This window comes from Streptomyces sp. AM25 (assembly GCF_058146165.1).
On sequence record NZ_JBKIWN010000141.1, the window covers coordinates 86,693 to 100,232 of the forward strand.

Annotated in this window: 13 protein-coding genes; 4 read left to right on the forward strand and 9 right to left on the reverse strand. The window is 70.9% G+C overall.

Annotated features, from left to right (window positions below):
- Positions 1-10: 10 nt before the first annotated feature.
- From tal to pgl, 4 genes are read left to right on the forward strand one after another with little or no spacing between them, the layout of a single operon-like run.
- Complete coding sequence (tal, locus tag ACLHRZ_RS42090) at positions 11-1,126, forward strand: transaldolase (RefSeq protein WP_490423920.1); 1,116 nt, start codon at positions 11-13, stop codon at positions 1,124-1,126.
- A 1-nt stretch (position 1,127) separates the two neighbouring features.
- The gene (zwf, locus tag ACLHRZ_RS42095) at positions 1,128-2,654 is read left to right on the forward strand and encodes a glucose-6-phosphate dehydrogenase (RefSeq protein ID WP_490423921.1); all 1,527 of its coding nucleotides are present in this window, start codon (positions 1,128-1,130) and stop codon (positions 2,652-2,654) included.
- Positions 2,651-3,676, forward strand: a complete 1,026-nt coding sequence (gene opcA, locus ACLHRZ_RS42100; protein WP_490423922.1) for a glucose-6-phosphate dehydrogenase assembly protein OpcA — start codon at positions 2,651-2,653, stop codon at positions 3,674-3,676. The genes zwf and opcA overlap by 4 nt, the downstream gene beginning before the upstream one ends.
- Entirely contained in the window at positions 3,673-4,455 is a 783-nt protein-coding gene (gene pgl / locus ACLHRZ_RS42105; RefSeq protein WP_490423923.1) for a 6-phosphogluconolactonase, read from the forward strand. The genes opcA and pgl overlap by 4 nt, the downstream gene beginning before the upstream one ends.
- A gap of 61 nt (positions 4,456-4,516) precedes the next feature.
- Here the strand turns inward: pgl and pgi are convergent, their stop codons facing one another.
- The 9 genes from pgi to rapZ form a co-directional block, all read right to left on the reverse strand.
- Entirely contained in the window at positions 4,517-6,151 is a 1,635-nt protein-coding gene (pgi, locus tag ACLHRZ_RS42110; protein ID WP_490423924.1) for a glucose-6-phosphate isomerase, read from the reverse strand.
- 116 nt (positions 6,152-6,267) lie between these two features.
- Positions 6,268-6,603, reverse strand: coding sequence for an RNA polymerase-binding protein RbpA (locus tag ACLHRZ_RS42115; protein ID WP_003957010.1), 336 nt, complete (start codon positions 6,601-6,603; stop codon positions 6,268-6,270).
- 159 nt (positions 6,604-6,762) lie between these two features.
- A complete protein-coding gene (gene secG / locus ACLHRZ_RS42120) occupies positions 6,763-6,999 on the reverse strand; it encodes a preprotein translocase subunit SecG (protein ID WP_336412438.1) in 237 nt (78 codons plus the stop codon).
- A 105-nt stretch (positions 7,000-7,104) separates the two neighbouring features.
- A complete protein-coding gene (gene tpiA / locus ACLHRZ_RS42125; protein ID WP_490423925.1) occupies positions 7,105-7,881 on the reverse strand; it encodes a triose-phosphate isomerase in 777 nt (258 codons plus the stop codon).
- 6 nt (positions 7,882-7,887) lie between these two features.
- Positions 7,888-9,099 carry a phosphoglycerate kinase gene (locus ACLHRZ_RS42130; protein WP_490423926.1) on the reverse strand — a complete coding sequence of 404 codons (1,212 nt, stop codon included), beginning with the start codon at positions 9,097-9,099 and terminating at the stop codon, positions 7,888-7,890.
- A gap of 98 nt (positions 9,100-9,197) precedes the next feature.
- On the reverse strand, positions 9,198-10,202 hold the full coding sequence (gene gap, locus ACLHRZ_RS42135; RefSeq protein ID WP_336412441.1) for a type I glyceraldehyde-3-phosphate dehydrogenase: 1,005 nt from the start codon (positions 10,200-10,202) through the stop codon (positions 9,198-9,200).
- A 346-nt stretch (positions 10,203-10,548) separates the two neighbouring features.
- Positions 10,549-11,547 (reverse strand): DNA-binding protein WhiA, encoded by a 999-nt coding sequence (gene whiA / locus ACLHRZ_RS42140; RefSeq protein WP_171080226.1) that lies wholly within the window; start codon positions 11,545-11,547, stop codon positions 10,549-10,551.
- Positions 11,538-12,566: a gluconeogenesis factor YvcK family protein gene (locus ACLHRZ_RS42145; RefSeq protein WP_490423927.1), complete on the reverse strand. Its 1,029-nt coding sequence runs from the start codon at positions 12,564-12,566 to the stop codon at positions 11,538-11,540. The genes whiA and ACLHRZ_RS42145 overlap by 10 nt, the downstream gene beginning before the upstream one ends.
- Positions 12,563-13,495 (reverse strand): RNase adapter RapZ, encoded by a 933-nt coding sequence (gene rapZ / locus ACLHRZ_RS42150; protein ID WP_490423928.1) that lies wholly within the window; start codon positions 13,493-13,495, stop codon positions 12,563-12,565. The genes ACLHRZ_RS42145 and rapZ overlap by 4 nt, the downstream gene beginning before the upstream one ends.
- Positions 13,496-13,540 lie beyond the last annotated feature (45 nt).

Here is a 13,540-nt window from a genome sequence, read left to right on the forward strand (position 1 = left end):
TGCAAGACCCATGACAGACGCACTCAAGCGCCTCTCCGACGAAGGCGTCGCGATCTGGCTGGACGACCTGTCCCGCAAGCGCATCACGTCCGGCAACCTGGCCGAGCTGATCGACCAGAGCCACGTCGTGGGCGTCACGACGAACCCGTCGATCTTCCAGAAGGCGATCTCCGGCGGCGAGGGCTACCAGCAGCAGCTCGCCGACCTCGCGGCCCGCAAGGTCACCGTCGACGAGGCCATCCGCATGATCACCACGGCGGACGTCCGTGACGCGGCCGACATCCTGCGCCCGGTCTTCGACGCCACCGACGGCCAGGACGGCCGGGTCTCCATCGAGGTCGACCCGCGGCTGGCCCACGAGACCGTGGCGACGGTCGCCGAGGCCAAGCAGCTGGCGTGGCTGGTGGACCGCCCCAACACGCTGATCAAGATCCCGGCGACCGAGGCGGGCCTGCCGGCCATCGCCGAGGTGATCGGCAAGGGCATCAGCGTCAACGTCACGCTGATCTTCTCCCTCGAGCGCTACCGCGCCGTGATGGACGCCTACCTGACCGGTCTGGAGAAGGCCAAGGCCGCGGGCCTGGACCTGTCCCTGATCCACTCGGTCGCGTCCTTCTTCGTGTCCCGCGTGGACACCGAGATCGACAAGCGGCTGGACGCCCTGGGCACCGACGAGGCCAAGGCGCTGCGCGGCAAGGCCGCCCTCGCCAACGCCCGCCTGGCGTACCAGGCGTACGAGGAGGTCTTCTCCTCGGACCGCTGGCTGGCCCTGGAGAAGGCCGGCGCCAACAAGCAGCGTCCGCTGTGGGCGTCGACCGGCGTCAAGGACCCGGCCTACAAGGACACCCTGTACGTGGACGACCTGGTCGCCCCGAACACGGTGAACACCATGCCGGAGGCCACCCTGGAGGCCACCGCGGACCACGGCCGGATCACCGGCGACACGGTGCGCGGCACCTACGAGCAGGCCAAGGCCGAGCTCGACGCGCTCGCCAAGCTGGGGATCTCCTACGACGAGGTCGTCCAGCTGCTCGAGGACGAGGGCGTCGACAAGTTCGAGCAGTCGTGGAACGACCTGCTCAAGTCCACGGAGGCGGAGCTCAAGCGCCTCGCACCGGAGGCGTGAGTTGAGCACCAGCAGCAATCCGCTGCGTGACGCTTCGGACCGACGGCTCCCGCGCATCGCGGGGCCGTCGGGCCTGGTCATCTTCGGCGTCACGGGCGATTTGTCCCGAAAGAAGCTGATGCCGGCGGTCTACGACCTCGCCAACCGGGGTCTGCTGCCGCCGGGCTTCTCGCTCATCGGCTTCGCCCGCCGCGACTGGGAGAACGAGGACTTCGCGCAGATAGTGCACGACGCGGTCAAGGAGCACGCGCGCACGCCGTTCCGCGAGGAGGTCTGGCAGCAGCTGGTGCAGGGCTGCCGGTTCGTCCAGGGCGACTTCGGCGACGACGAGGCCTTCGAGACCCTCCGCGACACCATCGAGGAGCTCGACAAGGCCCAGGGCACGGGCGGCAACTTCGCCTTCTACCTGTCGGTTCCGCCGAAGTTCTTCCCCACCGTCGTCCAGCAGCTGAAGAAGCACGGCCTGGCCGACCAGAAGGACGGCTCCTGGCGGCGTGCCGTCATCGAGAAGCCCTTCGGCCACAACCTGAAGAGCGCGCAGGAGCTCAACGGGATCGTCCACGAGGTCTTCCCGGCCGAAGAGGTCTTCCGGATCGACCACTACCTGGGCAAGGAGACGGTCCAGAACATCCTGGCGCTGCGCTTCGCCAACCAGATGTTCGAGCCGCTCTGGAACCGGTCGTACGTCGATCACGTGCAGATCACGATGGCCGAGGACATCGGCATCGGCGGCCGGGCCGGCTACTACGACGGCATCGGCGCCGCGCGCGACGTCATCCAGAACCACCTGCTGCAGCTGCTCGCGCTGACCGCCATGGAGGAGCCCGCCTCCTTCGACGCGGACGCGGTGGCGGCCGAGAAGACCAAGGTGCTGGGCGCCGTCCGGCTGCCCAAGGACCTCGGCAAGGAGACCGTGCGCGCCCAGTACGCACACGGCTGGCAGGGCGGCGAGCAGGTCGTCGGCTACCTCGAGGAAGACGGCATCGACCCCAAGTCGAAGACCGACACCTACGCCGCGGTCAAGCTGGAGATCGACAACCGCCGCTGGGCGGGCGTCCCCTTCTACCTGCGGACCGGCAAGCGGCTCGGCCGCCGCGTCACCGAGATCGCGGTCGTCTTCCAGCGCGCCCCGCACTCGCCCTTCGACCACACGGCCACCGAGGAGCTGGGGCAGAACGCCCTGGTCATCCGGGTACAGCCGGACGAGGGCGTCACCGTGCGGTTCGGCTCCAAGGTGCCTGGCACCCAGATGGAGGTCCGGGACGTGTCGATGGACTTCGCCTACGGCGAGTCCTTCACCGAGTCGAGCCCCGAGGCGTACGAGCGGCTCATCCTCGACGTGCTGCTCGGCGAGTCGAACCTCTTCCCCCGCCTCAAGGAGGTCGAGCTCTCCTGGGAGATCCTCGACCCGATCGAGGAGTACTGGGACAAGCACGGCAAGCCCGCGCAGTACCCGGCCGGCACCTGGGGTCCGGCCGAGGCTGACGCGATGCTGGCACGAGACGGACGGAGCTGGCGCCGGCCATGAAGATCGATCTCACGGACACCACGGCGAGCAAGATCAACAACGCCCTGGTCCAGGGGCGCCGGGCCCTCGGCGCCCCCGCCGTCGGCATGGTCCTCACCCTCGTCATCGTCACCGACGAGGAGCACGCCTACGACGCGCTCAAGGCGGCGGACGACGCCTCCCGCGAGCACCCCTCGCGCAAGCTCGTCGTCATCAAGCGGGTCAGCCGCTCGCCCCGCGACCGCGCCAAGGCCCGCCTGGACGCCGAGGTCCGCGTCGGCGGCGACGCGGGCACCGGCGAGACGGTGGTCCTGCGGCTGCACGGCGAGGTCATAGACCACGCCCAGTCGGTCGTGCTGCCGCTGCTGCTGCCGGACGCCCCCGTGGTCGCCTGGTGGCCGGTGGGCGCCCCGGCCGACCCGGCCAAGGACCCGCTGGGCGCCCTCGCGCAGCGCCGCGTCACCGACGCCTACGCCTGCGAGGACCCGGTCGCCGAGCTCGAGCGGCGCGCGGCCACCTACGCCCCCGGCGACACCGACATGGCCTGGACCCGCATCACCCCCTGGCGCTCGATGCTGGCGGCGGCGCTGGACCAGCAGCCGGGCGTCGGCATCACCGCGGCCGAGGTCGCGGGCGAGGCCTACAACCCGAGCGCGGAGCTGCTCGCCATGTGGCTCGCCGACCGCCTCGGCGTGCCGGTGACGCGCTCGGTCTCGAACGGCCCCGGCCTCACGGCCGTCCGCCTGGAGACCGAGAACGGGCCCATCACGCTCGACCGCGTCGACGGCTCGCTGGCCACGCTCACCATGCAGGGCCAGCCGGACCGTGCGGTCGCGCTCAAGCGCCGCGACACCTCGGAGCTGATGGCCGAGGAGCTGCGCCGGCTCGACCCGGACGACACGTACGCGTCCGCGCTGAAGTACGGGGTGACCAAGCTCGGCACGCCGGCTGCGGCCGCTCCCGCCGCCGGGGAGAAGACCGGGGAGAAGCCGGCTCCGGCGAAGAAGGCCGCCGCCCCCGCCAAGAAGGCAGCGGCCAAGTGAGCACTCCTCAGGTCGTCGTCCACCGGGACAAGGAGCTGATGGCCCAGGCCGCGGCCGCCCGGCTGATCACCCGCATCGTGGACGCGCAGGCCGCCCGCGGCTCGGCCTCGGTGGTGCTCACCGGCGGGCGCAACGGCAACGGCCTGCTCGCGGCCCTGGCCACGGCTCCCGCACGGGACGCCGTCGACTGGTCGCGGCTCGACCTGTGGTGGGGCGACGAGCGGTTCCTGCCGGAGGGCCACCCCGACCGCAACGAGACGCAGGCCCGCGAGGCCCTGCTGGACGCGGTGGACCTGGACCCGGCGCGGGTCCACGCGATGCCGCCCTCGGGCGGGGCGTTCGGCAACGACGCGGATGCGGCGGCCGAGGCGTACGCGGCCGAACTGGCCGCCGCGGCCCGCCCGGAGGACCATGGCCCCGTGCCGTCCTTCGACGTCCTGCTGCTGGGCGTCGGCCCCGACACGCACGTGGCCTCGCTCTTCCCCGAGCTGCCGGGCGTGCGGGAGACCGAGCGCACGGTCGTCGGCGTGCACGGCGCGCCGAAGCCGCCGCCGACCAGGGTCTCGCTGACCCTGCCGGCGATCCGGGCGGCCCAGGAGGTCTGGCTCCTCGCCGCGGGCGAGGACAAGGCGGGGGCCGTTGCCCTCGCGCTGGGCGGTGCCGGGGAGATCCAGGCACCGGCGGCCGGCGCGTACGGCCGCCGCCGCACGCTGTGGCTCCTGGACCAGAGCGCTGCCGCGCAACTGCCGCGGGAGCTGTACCCGCCGGCATCCGCCTGATCCGCGACGGCAAGGCAATGGCCCGGTTCCCCGAGGGGAGCCGGGCCATTGCCGTCACGGCCTACCGCCCCCGCAGCTCCCGGTACTTGCGCACCAGCGCCGCGGTGGACGCGTCCAGACCCGGCACGTCGGTGCCCTCGGTGAGCGCCGGCTCGACCCGCTTGGCGAGGACCTTGCCCAGTTCGACGCCCCACTGGTCGAACGAGTCGATGTTCCACACCGCCCCCTGCACGAACACCTTGTGCTCGTACAGCGCGATCAGCTGGCCCAGCACGGACGGCGAGAGCTCGTCCGCCAGGATCGTCGTCGTCGGGTGGTTGCCGCGGAACGTCTTGTGCGGGATCAGCTCCTGCGGGACGCCCTCCGCCGCGACCTCCTCCGGGGTCTTGCCGAAGGCCAGCGCCTGGCCCTGGGCGAACAGGTTGGCCATCAGCAGGTCGTGCTGGGCCACCAGCCCCGGCTGCAGGTCGTCCACCGGCCTGGCGAAGCCGAGCAGGTCCGCGGGGATCAGCTTCGTGCCCTGGTGGATCAACTGGTAGTACGCGTGCTGCCCGTTCGTGCCGGGCGTGCCCCAGACCACCGGGCCCGTCTGCCACTCGACGCGGTTGCCTTCGCGGTCGACCGACTTGCCGTTGGACTCCATGTCCAGCTGCTGCAGGTACGCCGCGAACTTCGACAGGTAGTGGCTGTAGGGCAGCACCGCGTGCGACTGCGCGTCGTGGAAGTTGCCGTACCAGATGCCCAGCAGGCCCAGCAGCAGCGGTGCGTTCTGCTCCGGCGGGGCCGTGCGGAAGTGCTCGTCGACCAGGTGGAAGCCGGCCAGCATCTCGCGGAAGCGGTCCGGGCCGATGGCGACCATCAGGGAGAGGCCGATGGCGGAGTCGTAGGAGTAGCGGCCGCCGACCCAGTCCCAGAACTCGAACATGTTGGCCGTGTCGATGCCGAACTCGGCGACCTTCTCCTCGTTCGTCGACAGGGCGACGAAGTGCCGCGCGACGGCCTCCTCGCCGGCCCCCAGGCCGGCCAGCAGCCAGTTCCGCGCCGAGGTGGCGTTGGTGATGGTCTCGATCGTCGTGAAGGTCTTCGAGGCGACGATGAACAGCGTCTCGGCCGGGTCCAGGTCGCGCACGGCCTCGTGCAGGTCCGCGCCGTCGACGTTGGAGACGAAACGGAACGTCAGTTCGCGGTGGGTGAAGGCGCGCAGCGCCTCGTACGCCATCGCCGGTCCGAGGTCGGAGCCCCCGATACCGATGTTGACGATGTTGCGGATGCGCTTGCCGGTGTGGCCCTTCCAATCACCCGAACGGACGCGGTCGGCGAAGACCTGCATCTTCCGCAGCACGGCGTGCACGGCGGGGACGACGTTCTCCCCGTCGACCTCGACGACGGCCGACTCGGGGGCGCGCAGCGCGGTGTGCAGCACGGCGCGGCCCTCGGTGGTGTTGATCTTCTCGCCGCGGAACATGGCGTCGCGCAGCTCCGCCACGCCCCGGGCCGTCGCGAGCTCGCGCAGCAGGCGCAGGGTCTCGTCGGTCACGAGGTGCTTGGAGTAGTCGAGATGCAGGTCCCCGACGGAGAGCGTGTACCTCTCGGCCCGGCGTGGGTCGTCGGCGAAGAGCTTGCGCAGCTGCACCTCCCCCAGCTCGTCCCGGTGCTTGGCCAGCGCATTCCACTCAGGCATCTGATCGACGTTCATCTCAGCCCATTTCTCCTTGTCGCTGCGGTATGCACCAACCTAGCCGACCCATGCCGACGGCCCGGCCGCACACCCCCGCAGGGGGTACGGCCGGGCCGTTCATCGAGAGCTTCGGCTCAGATCTCGCCGCGCAGCTTGGCGAGCGCCTCGGCGAGGATCGCCTCGCCGTCCGCATCGCTGCGCCGCTCGCGGACGTACGCCAGGTGCGTCTTGTACGGCTCGGTGCGCGGCGGGTCCGGCGGATTGTCCCGGTCCTGGCCTGCCGGGAAACCACAGCGCGGGCAGTCCCAGGTGTCCGGGACCTGTGCGTCGCTGGCGAAGCTCGGCTGTGTTTCGTGCCCGTTCGAGCACCAGAAGGAGATGCGGAGACGCGGCGCGGACTCGCCCCGCTCGGCCTCCCCCATCGGCCCCGCCCCGACCCGGCTTCCCCGGATCGCGTTGCCACTTGCCACGGTCGTAACTCCCTGCGTGATGGTGCCGCGGAGCGTGACAGTCCGCTCCGCTGCGGGCGCCCCAGTCTACGTAAGGCCCAACGCGCGTCCAGTGGCAGGAGTTACAGCCCGGCCGCGAAGACGCGAGTCTCCATCATAGGCTGCTGATACGACGGTACGTCAGCTCTTGAGCTTCATCAGGATGCCCAGCGCGACGATGCACGCGAACCACAGCAGACCGATCACGATGGTGATCCGGTCGAGGTTGCGCTCGGCGACCGAGGAGCCGCCGACGGACGACTGCATGCCGCCGCCGAACATGTCGGACAGGCCGCCGCCCTTCCCCTTGTGCATGAGCACCAGCATCATCAGCAGCAGGCTGAAGACGATGAGGGCGATCGAGAACCCGATGACCACGGCTGGACCAACTCTCTCGGACTGAATAGACACGGGGCCGGGGGCGCAGACGCGCCGGTCCCGGCCCCGACAGGGTACGACGAGGGCCGCCCCTCGTCCTAGTCGCTACTGATCGCGGAAGCGGACGATCTTGACGAACTCGTCCGCGTCCAGCGAGGCACCGCCGACCAGCGCGCCGTCCACGTCGGGCTGCGCCATGATCGCCGCGATGTTGCCGGCCTTGACGGAGCCGCCGTACTGGATGCGGACCTTGTCGGCCGTCTCCGGCCCGTACAGCTCGGCCAGGCGGCGGCGGACGGCCCCGCAGACCTCCTGGGCGTCCTCGGGGGTGGCGACCTCGCCGGTGCCGATGGCCCAGACGGGCTCGTAGGCGATGACGACCGTCTCGGCCTGCTCGGCCGGGACGTCCTTCAGGCCGCCGTCGACCTGGGCCAGGGTGTGCGCGACCTGGTTGCCCGCCTTGCGGACGTCCAGGCCCTCGCCGACGCACAGGATCGGCGTGATGCCGTGCTGGAAGGCGGCCTTGACCTTGGCGTTGCAGAGCTCGTCCGACTCGCCGTGGTACTGGCGGCGCTCGGAGTGGCCGACGGCCACGTAGCTGCACTTGAGCTTGGCCAGCATCGAGCCGGAGATCTCACCGGTGTAGGCGCCGGAGTCGTGCGCCGAGATGTCCTGGGCACCGTACTTGATCTTCAGCTTGTCGCCGTCGACCAGCGTCTGCACCGACCGCAGGTCGGTGAACGGGGGCAGGACCGCGACCTCGACGGCTTCGAAGTCCTTGTCGGCGAGCGCGAAGGCGAGCTTCTGGACGTGTGCGATGGCCTCGAGGTGGTTGAGGTTCATCTTCCAGTTGCCCGCCATCAGCGGGGTACGTGCAGTCACGGTGGTTCAGTCCTCCAGTGCGGCGAGGCCGGGGAGCGTCTTGCCCTCGAGGTACTCGAGGCTCGCGCCGCCGCCGGTCGAAATGTGGCCGAAGGCGTTCTCGTCGAAGCCCAGGATGCGCACGGCGGCGGCCGAGTCGCCACCACCCACGACGGTGAAGCCGGGCGAGTCCAGCAGGCCCTGGGCCACGGCCTTGGTGCCGTTGGCGTAGTCGGGGTGCTCGAAGACGCCCATCGGACCGTTCCAGAAGACGGTGCCCGCGTCGGCCAGCCTCGAGGCGTACAGCTCCCGCGTCTTCGGGCCGATGTCCAGGCCCTCCTTGTCCGCCGGGATGGCGTCCGAGGCGACGAGCTCGGGGTTGGCCGGAGCCTTGGTCTTCAGGTCCGGGAAGTCGGCCGAGACCAGCACGTCGAGGGGGAGCAGGAACTCCACGCCGCGCGCCTCGGCCCGGGCCAGGTACTCCTGGCAGACGGAGATCTGGTCCTTCTGCAGCAGCGAGATGCCGACCTCGTGGCCCTTGGCGGCCAGGAAGGTGTAGGACATGCCGCCGCCGATGAGGATGCGGTCGGCCTTCTCCAGCAGGTTGTCGATGACGCCCAGCTTGTCGGAGACCTTGGCACCGCCCAGGACGACCACGTACGGGCGCGCGACGTCCTCGGTCAGCTTCTTCAGCACGCCGACCTCGGTGGCGATCAGGTCGCCCGCGGCGTGCGGGAGCCGTGCCGGGAGGTCGAAGACCGAGGCGTGCTTGCGGTGCACCGCACCGAAGCCGTCGCCCACGTACAGGTCGGCCAGCGACGCGAGCGCATCGGCGAACGCACCGCGCTCCGCGTCGTCCTTGCTGGTCTCGCCCGCGTTGAAACGGAGGTTCTCCAGCAGCGTGACCTCGCCGTTCGCCAGTGCGGCGACGGTGGCCTTCGCGCTGTCGCCGACCGTGTCGGCGGCGAACGAGACGTTCCTGCCCAGGATCTCGCCGAGCCGCTTCGCGACCGGCGCCAGGGAGAACTGCGGGTCCGGGGCGCCCTTGGGACGGCCCAGGTGGGAGGCGACGACCACCTTGGCGCCCGCCGCGGCGAGCTTGGCGATCGTCGGCGCGACGGCGCGGATGCGGCCGTCGTCCGTGATGGTGGTGCCCTCGAGCGGCACGTTCAGGTCGGCGCGGACGAAGACCCGCCGGCCTTCCACGCCGCCCTCGATGAGTTCGTCGATCGTCTTCATACGGTGACTCCGGTGAATTCCGTGAGGAACAGCCATGCGACGGGGCCCGTACCGCGCGCCAGTGCGCTGTACGAGCCCCGTCCTTTACATCGCTCGGATCAGAGCTGGCCGCCGACGAAGACGGTCAGGTCCACCAGGCGGTTCGAGTAGCCCCACTCGTTGTCGTACCAGCCGACGACCTTGACCTGCTTGCCCTGGACCATCGTCAGCTGCGAGTCGAAGGTGCAGGAGGCCGGCCAGTTGACGATGTCGGAGGAGACGATCGGGTCCTCGGTGTACTCGAGGATGCCCTTGAGCTGGCCCTCGGCGGCCTTCTGGAAGGCGCCGTTGATCTCGTCCTTGGTGACCTCGCGGTCGAGCTCGAGGACCAGGTCGGTGACCGAGCCGGTCGGGACCGGGACGCGCATGGCGATGCCGTCCAGCTTGCCCTTGAGCTGCGGGAGGACCAGGGCGGTGGCCTTGGCGGCACCGGTCGAGGTCGGGATGATGTTCTCCGCGGCGGCGCGGGCGCGGCGCAGGTCGGAGTGCGGGAAGTCCAGGATGCGCTGGTCGTTGGTGTACGCGTGGACCGTGGTCATCATGCCCTTGACGATGCCGAAGTTCTCGTCGAGAACCTTGGCCATCGGCGCCACGCAGTTGGTGGTGCAGGAGGCGTTGGAGATGACGTGGTGGTTGGCCGCGTCGTACTTGTCCTGGTTGACGCCCATCACGATGGTGATGTCCTCGCCCTTGGCGGGCGCGGAGATCAGGACCTTCTTGGCGCCGGCGGCGATGTGCTTGGCCGCGTCCTCGCGCTTGGTGAAGATGCCGGTGGACTCGATGACGATGTCGGCACCGAGCTCGCCCCACGGGAGGGCGGCCGGGTCGCGCTCGGCCATCGTCTTGAAGGTCATGTCACCGACGGTGATCGTGTCGTCGGTGTGGCTGACCTCCTGCTGCAGACGGCCCAGGATCGAGTCGTACTTCAGCAGGTGCACCAGGGTGGCGTTGTCGGTCAGGTCGTTGACACCGACGATCTCGATGTCCGCACCCTGCTCCAGGAGCGCGCGGAAGTAGTTACGACCGATACGGCCAAAGCCGTTGATGCCTACGCGGATCGTCACGAACCGATCTCCTCGTTGGTGTGCCGGGTTGTCCGCCGGCGGTGTATTGGGATGTCCCCGACCACCACCGACCCTACCTCCAACAGGGCAGTGACGTGACATTGGCATCGCTCGCCCCGTAACCCTTGACAAAGCGCATTCGAGCCCGTTTGTGCACGGTTCCGCTCACTCGCGCGGAGCGTACATGACAGCACTTCGTCACATACGGTGACGGCCTCGGTGTACCGCCATCCGTGTCGCAGGGCAGTACGGCCCCCGTCCGCCCCAACACCCTTGCCCGCGGCCGACATTGAAGCGCCCCCGCCCGGACGGACCGGTGCGGGGGCGAGTCGGAAACAGAGGCCGGTCAGCCGACCATGCCCTCGGCCATCTCCTCGGTCAGCTCGGCCAGATTCGACTCGGTGCCCGGAATGCCCAGGTCCTGGGCGCGCTTGTCCGCCATGGCGAGCAGACGGCGGATCCGGCCGGCCACCGCGTCCTTGGTCAGCGGCGGGTCGGCGAGGGCGCCCAGCTCCTCCAGGGAGGCCTGCTTGTGCTCCATGCGCAGCCGTCCGGCGGCCGCGAGGTGCTCGGGGACCTCCTCGCCGAGGATCTCCAGCGCGCGCTGCACGCGGGCGCCCGCGGCGACCGCGGCCCGCGCGGAGCGGCGCAGGTTGGCGTCGTCGAAGTTGGCCAGGCGGTTGGCGGTGGCCCGCACCTCGCGGCGCATCCGCCGCTCCTCCCAGGCCAGCACGGACTCGTGCGCGCCGAGCCGGGTCAGCAGGGCGCCGATCGCATCGCCGTCGCGGACGACCACCCGGTCCACCCCGCGCACCTCGCGCGCCTTGGCCGCGATCTGCAGCCTGCGGGCCGCGCCGACCAGGGCGAGGGCCGCCTCCGGGCCCGGGCAGGTCACCTCCAGGGAGGAGGAGCGGCCGGGCTCGGTGAGGGAGCCGTGGGCCAGGAAGGCGCCTCTCCAGGCGGCCTCCGCATCGCAGGTGGCGCCGGAGACGACCTGCGGGGGCAGCCCGCGGATCGGCCGGCCGCGGCCGTCGACCAGGCCGGTCTGGCGCGCCAGCTGGTCACCGCCCGCCACCACCCGCACCACGTACCGGCTGCCGCGGCGCAGCCCGCCGGGGGCCATCACCACCAGGTCGGAGGCGTGTCCGAAGATCTCCAGGATGTCCTTGCGCAGCCGCCGGGCCGCGATCCCGGTGTCCAGCTCGGCCTCGATCACGATGCGGCCGCTGACCAGGTGCAGCCCGCCGGCGAACCGCAGGATGGCCGAGACCTCCGCTTTCCGGCAGCAGGTCCGGGTGACGGGGAGCCGGGAGATTTCGTCCTTCACCGCTGCCGTCATCGCCATGGGCCGATCCTTCCATGCATCCGAAAAATACGGTCGTACGCGGCGGCCAGCAGCTCGGGGTCGTGCACCGCCGAGCTGCCGGGCGCGGCGACCGCCGCCAGCTCCACCGCGGCGCCGAGCCGCTTCGCGGCATCGGTCAGGCTCTCGCGGTCGGGCACGGCGGCCTCGTCGGCCAGCACCACGTCGAAGGCGAGTTTAGGGGCGTGTCGGGCCAAAACCTCCAAATGACGCTGCGGTGAGAAGCCATCGGTTTCCCCGGGTTGCGGCGCGAGGTTCAGCGACAGCACGCGCCGGGCCTTGGTCTCCTGCAGGGCCTGCAGCAACTCGGGCACGAGCAGGTGCGGGATGACCGAGGAGAACCAGGAGCCGGGGCCGAGCACCACCCAGTCGGCGTCCAGCACGGCCTCGACGACCTCGGGCACGGCGGGCGGGTCCTCGGGGACGACGTGCACGGACTGCACCTCGCCGGGGGTGAGCGCCACGGTGGCCTGGCCGCACACGGTGCTGACGGTGTCGGGCTCCGCCGGGTCGTGGCCCTTGACGAGGGCCTGGAGCTCCAGCGGGACCGCGGACATGGGCAGCACCCGGCCGTGCGCGCCGAGCAGCTTGCCGACCAGGTCCAGGGCCTGGACGTGGTCGCCGAGCTGCTCCCAGAGGGCGACGATCAGCAGATTGCCGACGGCGTGGCCGTGCAGGTCGCCGCGGCTCTCGAAGCGGTGCTGGATGACCCGGGCCCAGGTCTGGCCCCAGTCGTCGTCGCCGCAGAGGGCGGCGAGGGCCTTGCGCAGGTCGCCGGGGGGCAGCACGCCCAGCTCGTCGCGCAGCCGGCCGCTGGAGCCGCCGTCGTCGGCGACGGTCACCACGGCCGTCAGGTCGCCGGTGATCCGGCGGAGGGCGGCCAGGGAGGCGGACAGCCCGTGGCCGCCGCCGAGGGCGACGACCTTGGGCTGTGCGCCGGAGCCGCCGCGGGGCCGGCCGGGGACCCGTACGCGGCGGAGCCGGAAGGTGCGGCCGGTCACTCGCGCCCCATGTCGCGGTGCACGACGACGGTCTCGACGCCCTCGGAGACCAGGCGGTGGGCGAGCTTCTCGGACATCGCGACGGAGCGGTGCTTGCCGCCGGTGCAGCCGACCGCGATGGTCACGTAGCGCTTGCCCTCGCGGCGGTAGCCCGCGGCGATGAGCTGGAGCAGCTCGGTGTAGCGGTCGAGGAACTCCTTGGCGCCCGGCTGGTTGAAGACGTAGCCGGAGACCTCCTCGTTGAGCCCGGTGAAGGGGCGCAGTTCGGGGACCCAGTGCGGGTTCGGCAGGAAGCGGCAGTCGACGACGAGGTCGGCGTCGACGGGCAGGCCGTACTTGAACCCGAAGGACATGACGGTGGCGCGCAGCTCCGGCTCCTCCTCGCCGGCGAACTGGGCGTCCAGCTTGGCGCGCAGCTCGTGGACGTTGAGGCTGGAGGTGTCGATGACCAGGTCGGCGTCGCCGCGCAGCTCGCGCAGCAGGTCGCGCTCGGCGGCGATGCCGTCGACGATGCGGCCCGAGCCCTGCAGGGGGTGCGGGCGGCGCACGGACTCGAAGCGGCGCACCAGGGCGTCGTCGGAGGCCTCCAGGAAGATCACCCGCCGCTTGACCTTCTTCGCCTCCAGGTCCGCGAGGGACTCGCGGAGGTTGTCGAAGAAGCGCCGGCCGCGGACGTCCACGACGACGGCGATGCGGGCGACGTTGCCCTGCGAGCGGGCGCCCAGGTCCACCATGGTGGGGATCAGGGCGGGCGGCAGGTTGTCGACGACGAACCAGCCGAGGTCCTCCAGGCACTTGGCGGCGGTGCTGCGGCCCGCCCCCGACATACCGGAGATGATCACCAGCTCGGGGATGCCCGCCGCCTCAGCGGTCGCATCCGCCGTCGTGCCCGTACTCACCTGTGCTTCGTCCCTTTCGGTGTCGTTCATGGCGTCTTCCCCCGTTTCCCTGACGTACCGCAGGTGCGGTCGCGT